The sequence below is a fragment of the Polynucleobacter sp. AP-Melu-500A-A1 genome, from assembly GCF_018882125.1.
In the GTDB taxonomy this organism is placed as follows: Bacteria; Pseudomonadota; Gammaproteobacteria; order Burkholderiales; family Burkholderiaceae; genus Polynucleobacter.
In genome coordinates this window covers 317,524-339,154 of the sequence record NZ_JACVOZ010000003.1, presented here as the reverse complement: position 1 = coordinate 339,154, position 21,631 = coordinate 317,524, and the positions used below count along the sequence as shown (strand labels likewise).

The following is a 21,631-nucleotide window of genomic DNA, read 5'->3' as shown; positions in this document are numbered from 1 at the left end:
GCCTTTATTGTTGCGGGAAGCTAGCGTTATCGGGATGTTTCACAATCACTCTTCGAGAATCTCGATCCACTTCTTGCATTGGAAAGTTGATCTTCTGTAATGCGCTGTATTGCTCAGGAACCATTAATGCATAAGAGGCTTGATCTTCTTTCCAGCGCTCTATAAACGCATCTAGCGTTGGCATCCAAAGCGCTGGTTCTTGATTGACCCCAAATTCCAATTCATCTGGGGATTCCACCATGATCATCGTTCGGCCAAGGTAAAAGGGCAGCGTGTGATCTAGCATGCGAACGGAATAGATGTTCACATTGGCAGGGATTAATGGTTTGACGCGCTGCGCGAGATCAATACCCGATACAGCTCGACCAAGCGTTTCATGGCCAGTACCTGCAATGATGGTGCAAAGGAAAAGGCCAATAGCAAAACTGACAATGCTTCGAAGACCGTTGCGTTTACTTTGCCAAGCTGCCAGTCCGCTAAAGCCAATGAGAATAATGAGGGCAATGATGACCCAATAGACGTATTGCGCATAGGCCTCAATTTCATCGGGTCTTGCTTGTGTGCTGATTTCAGAAATAAAGAAAAATCCAACACAGCCCAATAATGCAAAGCCCAGAGTTTGAATTTTCCATGGAAGATGAAGTGAATTGTTGTTACCTAGCAAGCGATCTAAGCGAGCTCCGATCAACATAGCCAGCGCAGGGAAGATGGGAATAATGTAACCAGGCAACTTAGAGCGTGACACACTAAAAAAAGCAAAGATCACTACAGCCCAGCATACCAAGAGCCAGCCACTCGAAAACTCACGCCTACGCTCTGTCCAAGCTTGTGCAATAGCACCAGGGATTTGAAAGATCCAGGGCAGCATGCCAATCAGTAGCAATGGCACAAAGTAATAAATAGGACCTGTTCTGCTATGGGCTTCGTCAGTAAAGCGTTGAAGATGTTCATGTATGAAAAAGAATTCTAAAAACTCTGGGTTCCGCTGAGCAATGAATACAAACCAAGGTGCGGTAATAATCAAGAAAATAATCGTGCCACTAATTAAATATAGGCGCGACCATATTTTCCAGTCCCAAGCACTGATGGAATAAGCAATGAAGACCATCGCTGGAATGGCAGCACCAATCAGACCTTTGGAAAGCGTTGCTAAAGCCATCATGCTCCAGCAAACCCACATCCAATTTCGACAAGCAGATTGAGTATTGGCGGTTTGCGCTAACAAGAGACTGCATAGGGCACTCATTAAAAATGCAGAGAGCGCCATATCAAGTGAGTTGAAGTGACCACTGATAATCCACATTGGGCTAGACGCAAGAACTAAGGCGCCAAGCCATCCAGCTCTTGCGCTATAAATTTTTGCTCCAGTAAAGCCAATGACTAAGATGGTCATAAAGCCAGTCAGTCCAGTCCAAAGGCGCGCTTGCCATTCGCCTAAACCAAATGCTTGAAATGCAACTGCGGTAGCCCAAATTTGGAGCGGTGGTTTTTCAAAGTATTTATAGCCGTTATAGCGCGGTGTAATCCAATCACCTGTAACTAGCATCTCCCGCGCCATTTCAGCATAGCGTCCCTCATCTGATGGAATGAGGTGACGGTAGTTGAGAGTACCAAACCAGATCAAGCCGTAGACGAGTATCAGTAGCAGAATTTTTCCGGGATGCAGTGCCGAAGATTGGCGAATTTGCCCAAAGTTCATTCAGCAGGCTCCACAATCAAGGCCAAAACGACTTGACGTCCTTCGCCCACCAAAATATTGTAGGTGCGACAGGCAGCTTGCGAATTCATCACTTCAAAGCCAATCTTGGCAGAAATGAGCGGTTTTAAGAGTTCCGGGCTGGGAAAGCGTTGACGGGTACCCGTACCAATCAGGATCAATTCAGGCTTTAGATCCACCATTTGAGCAAAGTGGGTGGCAGTTAGGCCTTCAAAAGACTGAACTGGCCATTCTGCGATGGCGCCATTAGAGCTCAGGAGCACTGGATGGCTATAGGGAGTTTGATTGATCTCTACATAGCCAGGGCCATAGCCCGTGATCGTATTGGCTCCAGAATGGGGGTCAGATTGAAGCTTCAAGTGGACTCTCTGTCATAATTATGTGGATTATAGCTAGCTGTTTTTTCTCAGATTTCAAGAACTTACCCTTTAATTTATTGTGAAACCCATCCTAAAGTCTCAAAAACTCGATAACGTCTGTTACGACATTCGTGGGCCAGTGCTTGAGCTTGCTCAGCGCATGGAGGAAGAGGGTCACAAAATCATCAAATTAAACATTGGAAATGTAGGGGTTTTTGGTTTTGACCCCCCTGAAGAGATTCAATTAGACATGATCCGAAATTTGAGCAACGCATCTGCTTATTCGGACTCTAAAGGTATTTTTGCCGCACGTAAGGCCATCATGCAGTATTGCCAAGAAAAAGATATTCAAGGCGTGGCATTAGACGACGTGTATACCGGTAATGGTGTGTCTGAACTCATTGTGCTTTCCATGAATGCTTTGCTCAATGATGGCGATGAAGTATTGGTGCCCGCACCAGACTACCCACTTTGGACAGCAGCAGTCAGTTTATCTGGCGGCACCCCGGTTCATTATCTTTGTGATGAATCTAAAGAGTGGGCCCCCGACTTAACTGATCTGCGTAAAAAAATTACGTCGCGCACCAAAGCGATAGTAGTAATTAATCCCAATAATCCTACTGGTGCTATTTATTCAAAAGAAGTGTTGCTTGAGCTCACGCAAATTGCTCGTGAACATGGACTCATTTTGTTTGCAGACGAAATCTACGACAAGATGTTGTATGACGCAGAGAAACACATTTCATTAGCATCCTTATCGACTGATGTTGTTGTCATCACCTTCAATGGCCTGTCTAAAAATTACCGCTCATGCGGCTACCGTGCAGGCTGGATGGTGGTCTCAGGTGATAAAGAAATGGTACGCGACTATATTGAAGGTCTGAATATGCTGGCCTCGATGCGCCTGTGTGCAAATGTTCCGGGGCAGTATGCAATTCAAACAGCATTGGGCGGTTATCAAAGCATTAATGATCTGGTTAGCGAAGGTGGTCGTTTGGCACGGCAGCGCGATCTTGCCTGGAAACTGATTACAGAAATTCCTGGCGTTACTTGTGTAAAACCAAAATCTGCTTTGTATCTATTTCCTAAATTAGATCCAGAGATATATCCCATTGTGGATGATCAACAGTTTGTAGCGGATCTTTTGAAAGAAGAGAAAGTGCTGTTGGTTCAGGGCTCTGGCTTCAACTGGGGAAAATCCGATCACTTCCGCATAGTGTTCTTACCTCATGAAGATGTTCTCAAGGAGGCAATTAATCGCCTCGCACGTTTTTTAGAGCGCTATCGTAATAAACATGGCCGCAAGGTTTCCTCAACTGCAGTAAAGGCATCATGAAACCAATTCAAGTAGGTCTATTAGGTATTGGTACCGTTGGTGGTGGCGTGTTCACTGTGCTTGAGCGTAATCAAGATGAAATTCAACGTCGTGCAGGTCGTGGTATCCGCATCAATACTGTTGCCGATCTCAATGTAGAGCGAGCCAAAGAGCTTGTTCAAGATCGCGCACAAGTGGTGGGCGATGCTCGTGCTGTGATTAATAACCCTGAGATCGATATTGTCGTCGAACTCATTGGGGGTTACGGCATTGCTAAGGACTTAGTATTAGAAGCGATTGCTGCAGGCAAGCATGTTGTTACTGCGAATAAGGCTTTGATCGCAGTTCACGGTAATGAGATTTTCAAGGCAGCCCATGCCAAGGGTGTGATGGTTGCATTCGAGGCTGCTGTTGCTGGCGGTATACCAATTATTAAAGCCTTGCGTGAAGGCTTAACTGCAAATCGTATCGAATGGATCGCCGGCATTATTAACGGCACCACCAATTTCATTCTGTCAGAAATGCGTGATAAAGGCCTGGACTTTGAAACTGTTCTCATAGAAGCCCAACGCTTAGGTTATGCAGAAGCCGATCCAACGTTTGATATTGAGGGTATTGACGCAGCCCACAAGGCAACCATTATGAGTGCTATTGCCTTTGGTATTCCAATGCAATTTGAAAAAGCACACATTGAAGGTATTACTAAGTTAGCTGCAATTGATATCCGTTATGCGGAACAGTTGGGTTACCGTATTAAGTTGCTTGGTATCGCTAAGAAGACAACTACCGGGGTTGAACTGCGTGTCCATCCGACCTTAATACCAACCAAGCGCTTGATCGCTAACGTTGAAGGTGCCATGAATGCAGTTCAGGTTTTCGGCGATGCAGTAGGCACTACCTTGTATTACGGCAAAGGTGCAGGCTCTGAGCCAACTGCATCTGCAGTCATTGCGGATTTAGTTGATATCACACGACTTCTAAGCGCTGATGCTGAGCATCGTGTGCCGTATTTAGCTTTCCAGCCGGATGCAGTTCATGACACACCAGTCTTGCCGATTGGAGAAATTACAACCAGCTACTACTTGCGTTTACGTGTAGCCGACCAAGCTGGCGTATTAGCTGATATCACCAAGATTTTGGCTGCTCATGGGGTTTCGATCGATGCGCTCTTACAAAAAGAGGCAGATGAGGGTGAAAGCCAGACTGATTTGGTTGTCTTAACTCATGAAACTAAAGAAAAGAGCATGCTTGCGGCGATTAAAGAGATTCAGAATCTCAAAACGGTTGCTGGCGAAGTTGTGAAGATCCGCTTAGAAAATTTGTCTTAATTTAAATACATGCGTTATCAATCGACACGTGGCAATAGTCCGCAACAATCTTTCTTAGAAATTCTGTTGGGTGGTTTGGCCCCAGATGGTGGATTGTATTTGCCCGCACAATACCCAAAGGTCACTGCAGCTCAACTAGATTCATGGCGCGGCTGGTCATATGCTGATCTAGCATATGAGGTCTTGAGTTTGTACTGTGATGATATTCCTGAGCATGATTTGCGTGCCCTATTGCGTAAAACCTATACCGAGCAGGTTTATTGCAATGGACGCCCCCAAGATGATGCTAAAGACATTACCCCTTTGCATTGGTTGGGGGAAGAGCAGGGCACACGTATTGGCCTTCTTAGTCTTTCAAATGGCCCAACCTTGGCATTTAAAGATATGGCTATGCAGTTATTAGGCAATCTTTTTGAATATGCCCTAAAGAAAAACGGTCAACACCTGAATATTTTGGGCGCTACATCAGGTGACACAGGAAGCGCGGCGGAGTATGCCATGCGTGGCAAGGAGGGCGTCAAAGTATTTATGTTGTCTCCACGAGGCAAGATGAGTTCATTTCAATCTGCTCAGATGTATTCCCTGCAAGACCCGAATATTTTTAACTTAGCAGTAGCCGGTGTTTTTGATGATTGTCAGGATATTGTTAAGGCGGTGAGCAATGACCATGCCTTCAAAGCCAAAAATCAAATTGGTACAGTGAACTCCATTAATTGGGGCCGTGTCGTTGCCCAAGTGGTGTATTACTTCCAAGGCTATTTATTAGCCACCAAGTCTAGCACTGAGAAAGTTTCATTCACGGTACCATCCGGTAATTTTGGAAACGTCTGTGCTGGCCATATCGCTCGTATGATGGGTTTGCCTATCGAGCATTTGATTGTGGCGACCAATGAGAACGATGTGTTAGATGAATTCTTTCGCACTGGTGTTTATCGTGCGCGGAAATCCGCAGAAACACTGCACACATCCAGTCCATCAATGGATATCTCCAAAGCCAGTAACTTTGAGCGCTTTGTTTATGAATTTATGGGTCAAGACGGTATTGCGACGGCTGCTATATTTAAGAAAGTCGATGAGACTGGTGGTTTTGACATTTCACAAGCAGCGGTATTTAAAGAGCTGGGTAAATATGGCTTCCAATCTGGTCGTAGTACCCATGCCAATCGTTTGGAAACCATTCGCAATATTGAAAAGCAATATGGCGTGATGATAGATACGCATACTGCTGATGGCGTTAAAGTTGCCCGTGATCACTTACAAGCTGGTATTCCGATGTTAGTGCTTGAGACTGCCCTACCCATTAAGTTTGAAGAGACTATTTTAGAAGCTTTGGGCCGTCCTGCTCAATGCCCACCTGCCTTTAAAGACATTAAATCTAAGCCACAGCGCGTAGAAAATATTGATGCGGATGTTAATCAAGTAAAAGCATTTATTACGACGCATCTCATTTAATCATTTAAAAGTACTGACTTATATTCTGATGACAAAGCCACCGATGTTGACTGCACAGCAGGCTTTAGACCATCTGCTCTCGCATGCTAAAGCTGTTGAGCAGAGTGAAGATATTCCAATGCAAGCAGCACTGGGTCGCGTGCTTGCCAAGAGCGTCAATAGTTTTGTCGATGTACCTCCCTTAGACAACACCTCAATGGATGGTTACGCAGTGCGCTGCGCTGATACCGCTACTCCTGGACAAACTCTAAAAATTGCTCAACGCATTCCTGCAGGTTCTATGGGGACGCCATTAGAGCCTGGTACGGTTGCCAGAATTTTTACGGGTGCTCCCATTCCTCCTGGCGCTGATGCGGTAGTCATGCAAGAAGATTGCTCGATTCCTGAGGGCTCAAGCGGTTTGGTTCAAGTCAACATTGTTCCGATGCAGGGACAGTGGATCCGTCGCAGAGGCGAGGATTTAACTGCGGGTCAAACTGCGTTGACTGCGGGAACATTTTTACGTCCACAAGAACTTGGCGTTGCTGCCTCTGGAGGTCTCACACATTTAAATGTAAAGCGCCGCGTTAAAGTTGCTGCATTCTTTACTGGCGATGAATTAGCCTTACCCGGTGAGTCCCTAAAACCCGGCGGGATATATAACTCCAATCGAGATACTTTATTGGCGTGCCTCAAGTCTCTGGGTTGTGATGCTACTGATCTTGGTATTGTTCCTGATAGTTTAGATGCAACTAAACAAGCCTTGCGTCTAGCGAGTAAAGATCATGATCTCATCATTACTTCAGGTGGCGTTTCGGTTGGCGAGGAAGATCACATCAAACCTTCTGTAACCGCCGAAGGTAGATTGGATCTTTGGCAAATTGCCATTAAGCCCGGTAAGCCTCTTGCATTTGGGGCGGTGCGTAGAGCTGAGAAGCCTGCTGATGGTGAAGCATGGTTTATTGGTCTTCCAGGAAATCCAGTTTCCAGTTTCGTTACCTTTCTTTTGTTTGTGCGCCCTTTTATCTTGAAGCTACAGGGACAACATGTAAGACCTATGCAATCTTATCCAATGCGTGCTGATTTTGATTGGCTCAAAGCCGATCGCCGTAATGAGTTCTTGCGTGTTAAGGTGAACGATCAAGGCGGTCTAGATTTATTCCCGAATCAGAGCTCTGGCGTTCTAACCAGCGCCTCTTGGGGTGATGGCTTAGTAGATTGCCCTCCAGGTCAGCCTATCAAGGCTGGTGACGTGGTGAAATACATTCCGTTTAATGCGCTTTTAGCCTAATCGGTTTAGGATTACCCAATGCAGCTCGAATTGAAATTTTTCGCTTCCTTACGTGAGGCTCTCAAGGTATCCGAGGAGGATCTCTCCGTCCCGGACTCCGTGAAAACGATTGCACAGCTTCGCTTGTTCTTGGCTGATCGGGGAGGCGCTTGGGCAGAAGTCCTAGCGGAAGGCAAGGTACTGCGCTGCGCGTTAAATCATCAAATGGTAGATGCCCATACTCCTTTGCAAGAGGGTGCTGAAGTTGCTTTCTTTCCGCCAGTAACAGGGGGGTAAATTGAATATTCGTATCCAAGAGAAGGATTTTGATATCAGTACTGAAATTGCAGCGCTGCGTAAAGGTGATCCGCGTGTAGGTGCCGTCGTCAGTTTCTTGGGCACTGTGCGAGATATGAATGAAGGCAGTCAAGTTATAGAGCTGACTCTAGAGCATTACTCAGGCATGACTGAAAAAGCCCTTCAAGAAATTTTGGATCAGGCCAAATCTCGTTGGGACATATATGAGTCTTTAGTAATACATCGTATTGGCCCATTACTACCCGAAGATCAAATTGTTTTGGTGGCGGTAACTAGCGCCCATAGAGGAGAGGCATTTGCGGCTTGTGAGTTCATCATGGACTACCTCAAGACGGCAGCACCATTCTGGAAGAAAGAAGATACACCCGATGGCGCTCGTTGGGTCGATGCCCGGGTGACTGACGATGCTGCAATGGTTCGCTGGGAAAAGAAGTAGCCTTTACTTAAGCATTCTTAAAAAACGCTAATTTTTCAGACCTAGGCAATTGCTTCAATTTGGCCTCAGCCTTGGAAGCTTCAGATCGATCAGGATGCTCTTGTGTTGCCAAAAGGATTACTGGTCTACGTGATCTTGTATAACGGGCGCCTTGACCTGAGTTATGGGCATCTAGCCGATGTTCAAGCCGGTTGGTAATGCCAGCATAAAAGCTGCCATCTGAGCATTTCAGGAGATAAACAAGCCAGGTCAAAATGAGGGATAAATTCGCTTAAAAAGGGGCTAAAACACTTGAAATTGTTAAGAATGCCCCTATATTCTATAGGTAGATATTCATGGAGTAGATGGGGAGCAAAAAATGAGAATAGATAAATTAACAACTAAATTTCAAGAGGCCCTGAGCGAGGCTCAAAGTTTGGCCTTGGCTAAAGATAATCAATATATTGAGCCAGCACATGTGCTGTTGGCGATGTTGCGTGATTCAGATGGTGCTGCCAAGAGTTTACTCACCAGGGCAGGCGTAAATGTGCCAGGCCTTGAAAAAGGTATTGAAAAAATCATTAGTAATTTGCCAGAGGTGCAAGGTACTAGTGGCGAGGTTCAGGTCGGGCGTGACTTAAGCAATTGGCTGAACTTATGTGAAAAAGAGGCCAATAAACGCAATGATCAATTTATTGCTGGCGAGTTGTTCTTGCTGGTAGTTGCGGATGATAAGGGTGAGCTGGGCAAAGTTGCCCGAGAGAATGGATTGAATCGTAAATCATTAGAAGCCGCTATTGATTTAGTGCGCGGAGGAGAGTCAGTGAATAGTGCAGATGCTGAAGGTCAACGTGAAGCTTTGAAGAAATATACCGTCGATTTAACTGAACGCGCTCGCGCTGGTAAGTTGGATCCCGTGATTGGACGTGATGATGAGATTCGTCGCACCATCCAGATTTTGCAGCGTCGGGGCAAAAATAATCCGGTGCTCATTGGGGAGCCGGGGGTAGGTAAAACTGCCATCGTAGAAGGTTTGGCTCAACGTATTGTCAATGGTGAAGTACCGGAAACTTTAAAAAACAAACGTGTTCTAGTGCTTGATATGGCCTTGTTATTGGCAGGCGCTAAGTATCGCGGTGAGTTTGAAGAGCGCCTTAAGGCAGTGTTAAGTGATGTTGCTAAAGACGAAGGTCAAACCATCATCTTTATTGATGAAATTCATACGATGGTGGGCGCTGGTAAGGGTGATGGCGCAATGGATGCTGGAAACATGCTCAAGCCTGCTTTGGCACGCGGCGAATTGCATTGCATCGGCGCCACTACTTTGGATGAGTACCGCAAGTACATTGAAAAAGATCCTGCCCTAGAGAGACGCTTCCAAAAAGTCATGGTTGATGAGCCTAGTGTTGAAGCAACCATTGCAATCTTGCGCGGCTTACAAGAGCGCTATGAATTGCATCATGGTATTGAGATCACTGATCCAGCAATCGTGGCAGCAGCTGAGCTATCACATCGCTACATTACTGATCGATTCTTACCAGATAAGGCAATTGATTTGATTGACGAGGCTGGTTCGCGTATTCGGATGGAGATTGATTCTAAGCCTGAAGTAATGGATAAATTAGAGCGTCGTCTCATTCAGTTAAAGATTGAGCGTGAGGCTGTGAAAAAAGAGAAAGATGAAGCTTCGCAAAAACGTTTAGGGCTCATTGAAGATGAAATCAAGCGCCTTGGGGCTGAGTATGCTGACTTAGAAGAAATCTGGAAGGCAGAAAAGGGTGCCGTATTAGGCGCTGCCAATCTAAAAGAAGAAATTGAAAAAGTTCGGGCTGATATTACAAGACTGCAGCGTGATGGAAAACTAGAGCAGGTTGCTGAGCTGCAGTATGGCAAGCTGCCTGAGCTAGAGGCAAAACTCAAGTCTGCGGCAGCAGCAGAAGCCAAAGGTGATAAAGATGGCGTGGTTAAAAACAAGCTCTTACGAACCCAAGTCGGTGCAGAAGAAATTGCAGAGGTAGTTTCTCGTGCAACCGGCATTCCGGTATCTAAGATGATGCAAGGTGAGCGCGATAAATTGCTCAAGATGGAAGAGTTATTACATAAACGTGTTGTTGGTCAGGAAGAGGCTATTCGTGCCGTCTCTGATGCAATTCGTCGTTCCCGTGCAGGTCTGGCTGAGGAAAATCGTCCATATGGTTCATTCTTATTCCTTGGTCCTACAGGCGTTGGTAAGACGGAGCTTTGTAAAGCCTTGGCTGGATTTTTGTTTGATAGCGAAGATCACCTCATCCGAATTGATATGAGTGAATTTATGGAGAAGCACAGTGTTGCTCGTTTGATCGGTGCGCCTCCCGGTTATGTGGGTTATGAAGAGGGTGGCTATTTAACTGAAAAAGTGCGTCGCCACCCATACAGTGTGATTCTTTTTGATGAGATCGAAAAAGCCCATCCAGATGTTTTTAATGTGCTCTTACAAGTATTAGACGATGGACGCTTGACTGATGGTCAGGGCCGCACAGTGGACTTTAAAAATACGGTGATTGTGATGACCAGTAATATCGGATCCCATTTAATTCAGTCTATGGCTAATAAGAAACAGTCTGAGATTAAAGATGCAGTGTTTGAGGAACTCAAGAGTCACTTCCGTCCGGAGTTCTTAAACCGAATCGATGAGATTGTCGTCTTCCATGGCTTAGATAAAGGCAACATTGCTAATATCGCCAAGATCTTGCTGAAGAACCTATCGGATCGATTGGCAAAAGTTGATATGCAACTTGAAGTGAGTGATGCTGCTTTGAATAAGATCGCTGAAGTGGGTTTTGATCCTGTGTTTGGTGCTCGCCCTCTCAAGCGGGCAATTCAGCAGCATATTGAGAACCCTGTATCCAAAATGATCCTTGAAGGCAAATTTGGTCCGCAAGATGTAGTTCCTGTGGATGTGGATAAAAAAGGTGACTTTAGTTTTACTCGTCAAGTTCACTAATATTTTGCAGCACTGCAGCAAATAAGCAGGAATTTGCCTGCACCAGTAAACTCGGAACATGACTGTTACGCTTAGTAGGCGCGCCAGTGATGTCCGGGTTATTGCTTTGATTAGCCTGGCTCACGGTAGCTCCCATTTTTTTCATTTAATTCTTCCTTCCATGTTTCCATGGTTAAAGGATGCATTTGCGCTAAGTTATGCCGAGCTTGGCTTGCTGATGTCAATTTTCTTTGTGGTGTCTTGTGTAGCGCAAGCTTCCTCCGGTTTTTTAGTTGATCGCATTGGTGCCAGACCCGTATTGTTTGCAGGAGTTGGTTTACTTGCCTTAGCCGCCCTCACATATTCACAAAGTAATGGTTATGCGATGTTGATCCTGGGCGCAGTCATTGCAGGTTGCGGTAACGGCATCTTTCATCCGGTGGATTTCACCTTAATTAATCACAAAGTCTCACCTCCAAATTTGCCTTATGCGTATTCCATGCATGGCGTCACTGGCTATCTAGGATGGGCTGCAGCCCCTGCATTTATGGTGGGTATTGCTGAGCTTTCAGGTTGGCGCATTGCTTTCTTATCCGCTGCTGTATTGGAGGCCTGCGTTTTATTCATACTCTGGATAAATCGCAGTAAATTGATCGACAACGTTCAGGAGCGTCGTGCAGAAAGTCAAGCCAGCGCACAAGCCGCTAACCCTAGCGGATTTCCAGATAGTGCATTTGCGTTTTTAAAATTACCGGCAGTTTGGTTATGCTGGATGTTCTTTTTCTTTAGTATGGCCGCCACTTCTAGTTTGCAATCATTCGCTCCTACTGCTCTCTTTGAAATATATGGCGTTGCCATTAGTGTTGGTAGTTATTTCATCACATTGCTAGCCTTAGGAAGTGCCGCTGGCGTTTTATTTGGCGGCTATTTGGCAGCAAAATTAAAAGCGCCACAAAAGATTGTTTCCTCTTGTCTCTCCTTAACAATTTTGATGTCTTTACTTCTTGCTGGTGGATCCACTCCTATGGATCTCATTCCTATACTGTTCTGCATTATTGGTTTTGGTTATGGTGTCCTAGCACCATCACGCGACCTCTTGGTAAAGCAGGTAACACCACAAGGTGTATCCGGAAGGGTATATGGCATCGTTTATTCTGGGATTGATCTGGGCGCAGCTGTAGGACCTTTTATCTTTGGATTCTTTATGGACGCCGGCTTACCCAAGGCACTATTCATAGGTATTGCCCTTTTCCAATTAATGATTATTCCCACCGTCTTGAAAGTAACTTCCAAGACTAGGGCTCAAGTAGCTTAATGGGTCTTAAGTATTCTCATAATGTGAAACGTCGTTTCCCTGCGTAAAATGCAGCGCAACATTTACCCTTGCTGTCCATTTCAATCAATGATCTTCATTATCATATTGTGATATTTAAGATGTAAGTTATTGATTTTAAATAATTAAAAATTTTTTTAATGACTGTAAATTTCTCTTGCTTGGTTTTTTGAACTCTCTAAACTCTTATATAAGACATAAGACTTAAATAGGTCTTAAGGTTCTCAAAATTTGAAGTACTTGTTTAACTTAGGGAGAAAAACATGGCAGATCGCAAAGCAGAAATCGCAGCTATTCAAAAAGATTGGGATACCAACCCACGTTGGAAAGGTATTACCCGCGGCTATACAGCGGAAGATGTGGTTCGTCTTCGTGGCTCATTGAAGATTGAACACACTCTGGCTAAGCATGGCGCAGAGAGACTCTGGGAGTTGGTCAATAACGAAGCTTACGTAAACTGTTTGGGTGCATTGACTGGTGGACAAGCCATGCAACAAGTAAAAGCTGGTGTACAAGCAATTTACTTATCAGGCTGGCAAGTTGCTGCAGACGGTAACTCGTATGCAGCGATGTATCCAGATCAATCTTTATATCCAGTTGATTCCGTACCGAAGATGGTTGAGCGTATCAATAACTCATTCCAACGTGCTGATGAAATTCAAACAGCTAAAGGTATTAACAAGGGCGATGCAGGCTATATCGAGTATTTTGCGCCAATCGTTGCCGATGCTGAGGCTGGGTTTGGTGGCGTATTGAATGCATTTGAATTAAGTAAAGCATTGATCAAACAAGGTGCGGCTGGCGTTCACTTTGAAGATCAATTATCTTCTGTTAAAAAGTGCGGTCACTTAGGTGGCAAAGTATTGTTGCCTACAGCCGAGTCAGTTCAGAAGTTAATTTCTGCACGCTTAGCGGCTGATGTGATGGGTGTTTCAACCATTATTTTGGCTCGTACCGATGCTGAGGCTGCTGATTTGTTGACATCTGATTATGATGAAAACGACAAGCCATTCCTTACGGGTGAGCGAACACCAGAAGGCTTTTACAAGACTCGTAAGGGCTTGGATCAGGCAATCTCACGTGGCTTAGCTTACGCTGCATATGCTGATATGGTTTGGTGTGAAACAGGTACACCTGATCTTGATTTTGCTCGTCAGTTTGCTGAAGCAATTCGTGCGAAGTTCCCTGGAAAAATGTTGGCTTACAACTGCTCACCCTCTTTCAACTGGAAGAAGAATTTGGATGATGCCACTATTGCTAAGTTCCAGCGCGAATTAGGCGCAATGGGTTACAAGTATCAATTTATTACATTGGCTGGTATTCATTCGATGTGGTACAACATGTTCGACTTGGCGCAAGACTACATGCAACGTGGTATGACTGCATACATCGAGAAAGTACAAGAGCCAGAATTTGCTGCACGTGATCGTGGATATACCTTCGTTTCGCATCAGCAAGAAGTTGGAACTGGTTACTTCGATGATGTCACTACCGTGATTCAGGGTGGCAAGTCTTCAGTAACAGCATTGACGGGCTCTACCGAAGAAGAGCAGTTTCACTAATGAGAATCCCTAAGTAGTCTGTAGTAGCAGTAGCACCAATACTGCCGCGGCATCTAAATAACCTCACAAGGGTGACTTAGATGCCGTTTTCGTTTACATTCAGCAGATGGAGAATTGCGTACTTTGTGCTGATTTAAAGCCTAATGAGGATGAGCTGGTATGGCGCGGTGATGACTGCAGAGTTATCTTAGTGAACGACCATGATCTACCCGGATTTTGCCGTGTGATTTGGAATCGTCATCAAGCTGATATGACTGAGCTTAGTCATGGTGAGCGAGAGCATTTAATGCATTTGGTATTTGTAGTGGAGGAAGCTGTTCGTCATGTGATGAAGCCTTCCAAGGTAAATCTCGCTGCTCTTGGAAATATGGTTCCACATATTCATTGGCATGTGATTCCTCGTTTTAAAGATGATGCATTCTTTCCTGGATCTATTTGGTCAGCCAGGATTCAAGAAACACCCCCAGCGATTCTTGCTGAACGACGTAAAGCCTCCCTAGAGCTGCCTGATGTGATTCGAGGGAAGATTTCTCGGTTATATTAGTGGCTATATAAAAATAGTATAAGAAACGGAGACTTGTCGTGATTGACAAAATTAGTCACAGCGTAGCTGAGGCTCTACAAGATATTGCTGATGGATCCACCATATTGATTTCAGGATTTGGTGGTGCGGGTTTACCTATTTATCTACTGGATACCTTGGTAGAGCAGGGGGCAAAGAATTTAACTTTAGTTAGTAATAATGCAGGTAATCAAGGCGTTGGTATTGCCAAGTTGATTGCTGCAGGCCAGGTTCGCAAGATGGTCTGTTCCTATCCTCGACAGCCTGAGTCCGGAGCTTTTGATGAGCTTTACCGTGCGGGAAAAATTGAATTAGAGCTCGTTCCGCAAGGAACGCTAGCTGAACGTATTCGTGCAGGTGGCGCGGGAATTGGTGGTTTTTATACGCCAACGGGTTTTGGTACAGAGCTCGCAAATGGAAAAGACACTCGCGTGATAGATGGTGTGAATCATATTTTTGAGAAAGCCATTAAGGCGGACTACGCTTTAATCAAGGCAGATAAGGGTGACCGCTGGGGAAATCTCACCTATCGCGGTACAGGCAGAAATTTTGGGCCAATTATGGCTACTGCTGCCCGTTGTACTATTGCGCAGGTTAAACAAGTAGTCGAGCTTGGGGCTTTAGATCCCGAAGTTGTTGTGACACCTGGAATCTTTGTTCAGCGTGTCGTGCTAGCTGGGAGTAAGTCATGATGGATCTTTCAAAAATAAAAAAACGCAGTACAGCGGATATTGCCAAGCGAATCGTGCAGGATATTCCAGATGGTGCCCATGTGAATTTGGGAATTGGTCAGCCAATGTCGATTTCAAACTACTTGCCATCTGATCGAGAAATTTTGTTGCATAGTGAAAACGGTCTTTTGGGTATGGGGCCACTTGCTCAAGGTGATGAGATTGATGAGGAGCTGGTTAATGCGGGTAAACAGCCTGTGACGATGTTGCCTGGAGCTTCTCTTTGTCATCATGCTGACTCCTTTGTCATGATTCGGGGCGGCCATATTGATATATGTGTACTCGGGGCATTCCAAGTTTCTGTCAAGGGTGATATTGCTAATTGGCGGACGGGAGACCCTAAAGCAATTCCTGCTGTTGGTGGGGCGATGGATCTGGCATTGGGTGCAAAAAAGTTATTTGTCATGATGGAGCACCTGACTAAATCGGGCGAATCTAAATTGGTAAAGGAATGCACCTATCCTTTAACTGCACTTGAGGCAGTTGATTGCATTTACACGGATTTAGCAACGATTGCTGTGACGCCGAATGGTTTAGTAGCGATCGATTGGGTTGATGGCTTGACTTTTGAGGAGCTGCAATCGTTAAGTGGTGTGCCTCTAAGAAGGGCAGATAAATGATCAGTAAATTCATATTGCTATTTATATTGACGGCTTTTGGTTTTGGTTTGAACACCACCTATGCTGCAGATCCCGTAGGCAACTATCCCACCAAGCCGATTCGCATCATCGTTGGCTTTTCCCCAGGTGGTGCAGCCGATACGGTTGGTCGTGCCTTGGCAGAAGGACTATCAACACGCCTAGGACAGCCTGTCGTAGTGGAAAATAAAGCTGGAGCTAATGGCAATATTGCTGCAGAATTTGTCGCTCGCGCACCAGCTGATGGTTATGTTCTTTACTTCCCTTCAATTGGGCATGCTGTTAATGTTTCTTTATATAAAAACTTGCCCTATGACGCTGTAAAAGACTTTACGGCAATTGGAGGCGTATTTTCAGCCCCAAATATTTTGGTAGTACCGATGAACTCTCCATATAAAACAGTAGGGGAGTTAATTGCTGCGGGTAAGGCCAACCCTGGCAAGCTCACTTTTGCTTCTAGTGGTAGCGGTACATCAGTACACCTCTCAGCAGTACTGTTTGAGAAGATGGCCAAGATAGATATGGTGCATATTCCTTATAAGGGAACTGGTAGCGCCATGCCGGATGTCATTTCAGGACAGGTTGATATGAGTTTCCCTAACCTTCCCAGTGGTTGGCCACAAGTGAAAGCGGGTAATCTGCGTGCGCTTGGTGTTACAACAGCCAAACGTTCAGGGGCAGCTCCGAGTGTGCCCACAATCGCCGAATCTGGCTTACCAGGTTATGACATGGCAACTTGGTATGGTTTAGTGGCACCAGCTAATCTGCCTGAACCTATTCGTAATCGGTTGAATAAAGAATTGCAGATCATTTTGGCAGATCCTAAATTTAAAGATAAGTTAATAGCTCAGGGCGCCGATCCAATGCCCGGAACTCCTGAGCAGTTTTCTCAATTCATCAAAGCTGAAACTGAAAAATGGCGCAAGTTAATTGCGCAATCCAATATTACGGTTGACTAAATCTGCCAAATAAGAAATTAATATAGGGAAGTAATATGTCCTTTGCTGCGAATGCTTGTATTGCAGGAATCTATGAGCACCCATTGCGTGTTGCTCCTAATCATACAGTCGCTCAACTACATGCAGAAGTGGCGCGTGGCGCATTGCTAGATGCAGGGCTGACCCTAAATGATGTTGACGCTTATTTTTGCGCAGGTGATGCACCCGGTATGGGTCCAATTTCAATGGCAGATTATCTGGGTTTAAAAAAGTTAAGCTATTTAGACTCTACCGACACTGGTGGCTCATCATATCTAGCCCATGTAAACCATGCTGCGCGTGCAATTGCAACCGGGCAATGTAAGGTTGCCTTGATTACCTTGGCAGGACGTCCTAAATCTGAGGGTTCTAGTGGAACGCAGGTGCGGAGTCAATATGCTGGCGCCCCAGACTTTGCTTTTGAAAAACCGTATTCTCCAGCACCATTAAATATGTACGCAATGTGTGCCATGCGCCACATGTATGAATTCGGAACGACGAGTGAGCAACTGGCTTGGGTTAAAGTGGCTGCCTCTCATCATGCCCAACATAATCCGAATGCTGCACTCAAAGATGTTTTAACGGTTGAGGATGTTCTGAGTTCTCCAATGATTGCTGATCCATTACACCGTGCCGATTGTTGCGTCGTTACAGATAGTGGCGGTGCGCTAATCGTGGTTCATCCAGATATTGCCAAGACTCTAAAAAAACCAGTAATTACTATGATGGGTGCTGGGGAATCAACCAAAGGTCAAATGGGTGGTAAGGTCGATTTGACCTATTCTGGATTGGCATGGGCTGCGCCACGAGCTTTTGCAGAAGCTAAGTTAACGCCCGAGCAAATACGCTATGCCTCTATTTACGATAGCTTCACAATTACTGTTTTAATTCAGTTGGAAGATCTAGGATTTTGCAAGAAGGGTGAGGGAGGTCGATTTGTTGAGGGAGGACAACTGATTTCTGGCAAAGGCAAACTGGCCTTTAATACCGATGGTGGAGGTTTATGTAATAACCATCCCGCTAACCGAGGCGGCATGACTAAGGTCATTGAGGCAGTGAGACAATTACGAGGAGAGGCTCATCCAGCAGTGCAGGTTCCTAATTTGGAATTTGCTCTTGCTTCCGGAATTGGTGGCGCTTTAGGATCACGTCATGGTGCAGCTGCATTAATTATGGGGAGACTGCAATGAGTCAAGCTCATCGCTTACCAAGCCCCATCATCAATTCTGAAAATAAGCCATTTTGGGATGCTGCACAGAATAATCAATTAACTTTAAAGTTTTGCAATAGCTGTAAAGAACTACATTACTATCCTCGTACACTTTGTCCTCATTGCGGCAGTGATGACACTGCATGGGTGGAATCAAAAGGCCTCGGTGAAATCTACTCCTATACCGTAATGAGACGTGGAGTTGAGTTTCCTTTTGCAATGGCTTATGTACGATTAGATGAGGGTATTTCTATACTCACCCATCTGACAAATTGTGATTTTGATGGGATAAAAATAGGTCAAAAAGTAAGAGTGGTGTTTCAGGAAACCCAAGATGGTATAAAGACCCACCTCTTCGAACCGCTTGAATAAATTGTTAGACTAACTTATTGAGCGCTTCTAAGTAATTCTCTGGATTGAGTGGTTTACCTTCGCGTTGCGCCTCCCACATTACTTGCCCAAGACATTCCATGATGCGATGCTGGGCCTCATGTTCTGAGCCTAATTTCTTGGTGAGTTTCTCAGCAATCTCTTTGATTCCAGGGGGTTGATTGATAGAGATTTGTTCGCTAATCGAGAGGTGCATCGATAAATGGAGAAAGGGATTGGTTTCCCCGCGCTCTGGAGAGTAGTCTTGCTCAAGAGCGCCCTCTGGATTTGCGAGTAAAGCATGATATTCGGGGTGTTCGTGCATCCAATCACCCGCAAGTGTTTCCATGGAATCGAGAATATGATTTTCACTCTTTTTTTTCCAGGTATCACAAAAAAAACGGCGTACTTCTTCGCGGGTTGGATTAAATAGGGCCACGAACTTTTCCTTTACCAGTTTTTTGTTTGAAGCCACAGAGAGGTTCAACAACACATTGCGCACAATCTGGGGCACGAGCCTTGCAAGTGTATCTGCCATGGAGAATAAGCCAATGATGGGCATCTTGTAGATATTCTTTAGGAACCCTTTTGAGTAACTGCTCTTCAACTTTGATAACATCTTTGCCAGGAGCTAAACCGGTACGATTCGAAACCCGAAAGATATGAGTGTCTACGGCAATAGTAGGTTGACCAAAGGCAGTATTTAAAATCACATTCGCTGTTTTTCGGCCAACACCTGGTAAAGCTTCTAGCTCTTCTCGGGTTTGCGGAACTTCACCACCGTGCTTCTCAAGCAAGAGGTGACAAGTTTCTTGTATATGCTTGCCTTTTGCATTAAATAAGCCGATATGCTGAATAAAGGGACGTACTCCTTCTTCGCCAAGCGCTAGAAAGGCTTGTGGGGTATTAGCAATCTTAAAAAGTTTCTTAGTACCCTTATTAACGGAGATATCTGTTGCCTGCGCAGAGAGTAAAACAGCGATCAATAACTCAAAAGGAGAGCTGTATTCCAGCTCGGTTTCTGGATGGGGATTGTTGGCTTTGAGCTGCTCAAAGAAAGCCCGCCGCTTTTCTAAATTCATCATTTTTTTATTTGTGCTCTTGCAATGGCAGCAGTAATGATGGCTCGCTTTCTTTCTTGTTCTTTTTTTGCATCCTCTGACATTGCATCTTCAGCATTAACAGCCAGTAGTTTTGCCGCTGCTTTTTTGGCTAAGCGTGCATCGTTATCTTTTTCTTCTCTATCAAGGCGACGTTCCCGATCATGGTAGCGCTTACGAGAGATATCGGCCAAATCGCTAGTCCAGGCATCCCAGCCAGTGTTGCTGCCAGTGACATCAATCATGCTGATGCAATCTACCGGACAGGGAGGAATACATAAATCACAGCCTGTACACCATTCCGTTAAAACAATATGCATTTGCTTTGAGGCGCCAACAATAGCGTCTACAGGACATGCCTGAATACACAGTGTGCAACCAATGCACTTTTGGGGGTCGATGAAGGCAACGGGCCTGGCGCGTTCAAGGCCGCACTCAGGATTGATGGTGGGGTTTAATGCAAAAGCATCTTGGGGGTAAATCGGTACTAGAATTTTACTAAGTCGTTTGATGCCCTCAACGCCGCCTGGCGGGCAGCGATTGGGTAATGCATCCCCACTTGCCATGGCTTCTGCATAGCCGCGGCAATCTGGGTATCCACATTTAGTGCATTGAGTTTGAGGAAGGGCATCCTCTAAGCGATCGGTGAGATTATCCGCCTGATGAATGTTCATTACTGAGTGATTATGTAAAAAAAGAGGACCGCAGTCCTCATCTTTAGTTGCTTAGTTAGACTTCTGATTTGGGAGGTCTTGCTCTGGTCTTATGATGAGCACTTTGGTGATCACGAATGAAAGATTGAATCTTTGGGTAAACCTTATTACGCCAACGACGTCCAGCAAAGATTCCGTAGTGGCCTGCGCCGGATACTTCGTAGTGATCTTTAATCTCCTTAGGAATGCCAGCACACAAACCATGTGCTGAGCGAGTTTGACCACTACCAGAGATATCGTCAAGCTCACCCTCAATAGTTAATAGAGCAGTCTTCTTAATGTCTTGAGGTTTAACCAATTCACCAGCTACTGTCCAAGTGCCATTTGGTAGAGCATAGTCTTGGAAAACGGTCTTGATGGTATCAAGGTAGAACTTCGCGTCTAAATCTAATACTGCGTTGTATTCGTCATAGAAGCGAATGTGCGCATCAGTATCTTGTTCATCACCACGAACGAGGTTTTGGAAGAAGTCCCAATGTGATTGCAAATGGTTTTGAGGATTCATGGCAAGAAAGCCAGTATGCTGCAAAAAGCCAGGATATACCTTGCGACCGACACCTGGATAGGTGGGCGGCACCTTATAGATCACATGACTTTTAAACCACTCAAATGATTTTTGCTCGGCCAAGTTATTCACAGCGGTAGGCGATTTACGGGCATCAATCGGACCGCCCATCATGATCATGGAGGCAGGCGTTTCTTCACCGGCTGAAGCCATCAGCGAAATAGCGCCCAAGGTTGGAACGGTAGGCTGGCAAACAGAAATGACATGCAAATCTTTTGCGCCAATGGTGCGGATAAATTCTTGAATATAGTGAACATAGTCGTCAAGACCAAATTCACCTTCTTCAACTGGAACATTGCGAGCATCGATCCAGTCAGTAATGTAAACCTTGTGATCCTGTAAAAGAGTGCGCACAGTATCGCGCAACAAAGTGGCGTGGTGGCCAGACATCGGGGCGACGACTAATACAACAGGATCTTCTTTGAGACTTTTGATAGTTTCTACATCATCAGAAAAGCGCTTGAAACGAACCAGATTACAAAAGGGTTTTGCAGTGACCGTTCTTTCATGGATTGCAACTTCATGACCATGTGCTTGAACAGAGCGAATACCAAATTCTGGTTTCTTATAGTGCTTACCTAAGCGATGGAGAAGTTCATAGCTGGCAGCTAAACGCTCAGATCCTGGAACCTTAGAGGCAGGGTTAGAGGCATCAATAAAGGCTTCTGAAGCTGCGCGTGCCCAGGAGCTAACTGGTTGAAGTAAGGCTTTTTGAAACTCGTGTAACTGATATAGCATGCTACCTCCGGTAATTCA

The 21,631-nt window shown here is 45.2% G+C and carries 22 protein-coding genes; 15 read left to right on the top strand and 7 right to left on the bottom strand.

The genetic code is table 11. The annotated features are described in order from the left end of the window. Positions 1–4 precede the first annotated feature (4 nt). Both ICN38_RS08180 and ICN38_RS08175 read right to left on the bottom strand, forming a co-directional pair. The gene (locus tag ICN38_RS08180; protein ID WP_216256575.1) at positions 5–1,699 is read right to left on the bottom strand and encodes a glycosyltransferase family 39 protein; all 1,695 of its coding nucleotides are present in this window, start codon (positions 1,697–1,699) and stop codon (positions 5–7) included. Next, entirely contained in the window at positions 1,696–2,076 is a 381-nt protein-coding gene (locus ICN38_RS08175) for an Mth938-like domain-containing protein (RefSeq protein ID WP_216256574.1), read from the bottom strand. The genes ICN38_RS08180 and ICN38_RS08175 overlap by 4 nt, the downstream gene beginning before the upstream one ends. A gap of 79 nt (positions 2,077–2,155) precedes the next feature. Here ICN38_RS08175 and ICN38_RS08170 point away from each other — a divergent pair, with 79 nt between their 5' ends. From ICN38_RS08170 to moaE, 6 genes are read left to right on the top strand one after another with little or no spacing between them, the layout of a single operon-like run. Continuing rightward, on the top strand, positions 2,156–3,412 hold the full coding sequence (locus ICN38_RS08170; RefSeq protein ID WP_216256573.1) for an aminotransferase class I/II-fold pyridoxal phosphate-dependent enzyme: 1,257 nt from the start codon (positions 2,156–2,158) through the stop codon (positions 3,410–3,412). After that, positions 3,409–4,719 (top strand): homoserine dehydrogenase, encoded by a 1,311-nt coding sequence (locus tag ICN38_RS08165; RefSeq protein ID WP_216256572.1) that lies wholly within the window; start codon positions 3,409–3,411, stop codon positions 4,717–4,719. Before ICN38_RS08170 ends, ICN38_RS08165 begins: the two co-directional genes overlap by 4 nt. A 9-nt stretch (positions 4,720–4,728) precedes the next feature. Further along, positions 4,729–6,171, top strand: coding sequence for a threonine synthase (gene thrC / locus ICN38_RS08160; protein ID WP_216256571.1), 1,443 nt, complete (start codon positions 4,729–4,731; stop codon positions 6,169–6,171). Between the two features lie 28 nt (positions 6,172–6,199). Continuing rightward, the gene (glp, locus tag ICN38_RS08155; protein WP_216256570.1) at positions 6,200–7,441 is read left to right on the top strand and encodes a gephyrin-like molybdotransferase Glp; all 1,242 of its coding nucleotides are present in this window, start codon (positions 6,200–6,202) and stop codon (positions 7,439–7,441) included. A gap of 18 nt (positions 7,442–7,459) precedes the next feature. Next, on the top strand, positions 7,460–7,717 hold the full coding sequence (gene moaD, locus ICN38_RS08150; protein ID WP_216256569.1) for a molybdopterin converting factor subunit 1: 258 nt from the start codon (positions 7,460–7,462) through the stop codon (positions 7,715–7,717). A 1-nt stretch (position 7,718) separates the two neighbouring features. Beyond that, positions 7,719–8,174 (top strand): molybdopterin synthase catalytic subunit MoaE, encoded by a 456-nt coding sequence (gene moaE / locus ICN38_RS08145; RefSeq protein ID WP_216256568.1) that lies wholly within the window; start codon positions 7,719–7,721, stop codon positions 8,172–8,174. Positions 8,175–8,181: 7 nt separating this feature from the next. On the opposite strand, the gene ICN38_RS08140 is transcribed toward moaE, so the two are convergent. Further along, entirely contained in the window at positions 8,182–8,427 is a 246-nt protein-coding gene (locus tag ICN38_RS08140; protein WP_216256567.1) for a GIY-YIG nuclease family protein, read from the bottom strand. A gap of 105 nt (positions 8,428–8,532) precedes the next feature. Here ICN38_RS08140 and clpB point away from each other — a divergent pair, with 105 nt between their 5' ends. From clpB to ICN38_RS08095, 9 genes are all read left to right on the top strand, one after another. After that, positions 8,533–11,136, top strand: a complete 2,604-nt coding sequence (clpB, locus tag ICN38_RS08135) for an ATP-dependent chaperone ClpB (RefSeq protein WP_216256566.1) — start codon at positions 8,533–8,535, stop codon at positions 11,134–11,136. 58 nt (positions 11,137–11,194) lie between these two features. Further along, positions 11,195–12,430: an MFS transporter gene (locus tag ICN38_RS08130; RefSeq protein WP_216256565.1), complete on the top strand. Its 1,236-nt coding sequence runs from the start codon at positions 11,195–11,197 to the stop codon at positions 12,428–12,430. A gap of 281 nt (positions 12,431–12,711) precedes the next feature. After that, entirely contained in the window at positions 12,712–14,010 is a 1,299-nt protein-coding gene (gene aceA, locus ICN38_RS08125; protein WP_216256564.1) for an isocitrate lyase, read from the top strand. Between the two features lie 106 nt (positions 14,011–14,116). Next, positions 14,117–14,554 carry an HIT family protein gene (locus tag ICN38_RS08120; RefSeq protein WP_216256563.1) on the top strand — a complete coding sequence of 146 codons (438 nt, stop codon included), beginning with the start codon at positions 14,117–14,119 and terminating at the stop codon, positions 14,552–14,554. Between the two features lie 38 nt (positions 14,555–14,592). Next, on the top strand, positions 14,593–15,264 hold the full coding sequence (locus ICN38_RS08115) for a 3-oxoacid CoA-transferase subunit A (protein WP_216256562.1): 672 nt from the start codon (positions 14,593–14,595) through the stop codon (positions 15,262–15,264). Beyond that, complete coding sequence (locus ICN38_RS08110; protein WP_216256561.1) at positions 15,261–15,923, top strand: 3-oxoacid CoA-transferase subunit B; 663 nt, start codon at positions 15,261–15,263, stop codon at positions 15,921–15,923. Before ICN38_RS08115 ends, ICN38_RS08110 begins: the two co-directional genes overlap by 4 nt. After that, entirely contained in the window at positions 15,920–16,900 is a 981-nt protein-coding gene (locus ICN38_RS08105) for a tripartite tricarboxylate transporter substrate binding protein (protein WP_216256560.1), read from the top strand. Before ICN38_RS08110 ends, ICN38_RS08105 begins: the two co-directional genes overlap by 4 nt. A gap of 35 nt (positions 16,901–16,935) precedes the next feature. Beyond that, the gene (locus tag ICN38_RS08100) at positions 16,936–18,108 is read left to right on the top strand and encodes a thiolase domain-containing protein (RefSeq protein WP_216256559.1); all 1,173 of its coding nucleotides are present in this window, start codon (positions 16,936–16,938) and stop codon (positions 18,106–18,108) included. Continuing rightward, entirely contained in the window at positions 18,105–18,500 is a 396-nt protein-coding gene (locus ICN38_RS08095; protein ID WP_216256558.1) for a Zn-ribbon domain-containing OB-fold protein, read from the top strand. The genes ICN38_RS08100 and ICN38_RS08095 overlap by 4 nt, the downstream gene beginning before the upstream one ends. Positions 18,501–18,504: 4 nt before the next feature. Here the strand turns inward: ICN38_RS08095 and ICN38_RS08090 are convergent, their stop codons facing one another. The 4 genes from ICN38_RS08090 to ICN38_RS08075 are packed head-to-tail and all read right to left on the bottom strand — an operon-like array spanning position 18,505 to position 21,613. Beyond that, complete coding sequence (locus ICN38_RS08090; protein WP_216256557.1) at positions 18,505–18,936, bottom strand: DUF1841 family protein; 432 nt, start codon at positions 18,934–18,936, stop codon at positions 18,505–18,507. Then, positions 18,923–19,579: an endonuclease III gene (gene nth, locus ICN38_RS08085; RefSeq protein ID WP_216256556.1), complete on the bottom strand. Its 657-nt coding sequence runs from the start codon at positions 19,577–19,579 to the stop codon at positions 18,923–18,925. Before nth ends, ICN38_RS08090 begins: the two co-directional genes overlap by 14 nt. Continuing rightward, positions 19,579–20,271, bottom strand: a complete 693-nt coding sequence (gene rsxB, locus ICN38_RS08080) for an electron transport complex subunit RsxB (protein WP_216256555.1) — start codon at positions 20,269–20,271, stop codon at positions 19,579–19,581. Before rsxB ends, nth begins: the two co-directional genes overlap by 1 nt. 55 nt (positions 20,272–20,326) lie before the next feature. Further along, positions 20,327–21,613, bottom strand: coding sequence for a polyhydroxyalkanoate depolymerase (locus ICN38_RS08075; protein WP_216256554.1), 1,287 nt, complete (start codon positions 21,611–21,613; stop codon positions 20,327–20,329). Between the last annotated feature and the right edge of the window lie 18 nt (positions 21,614–21,631).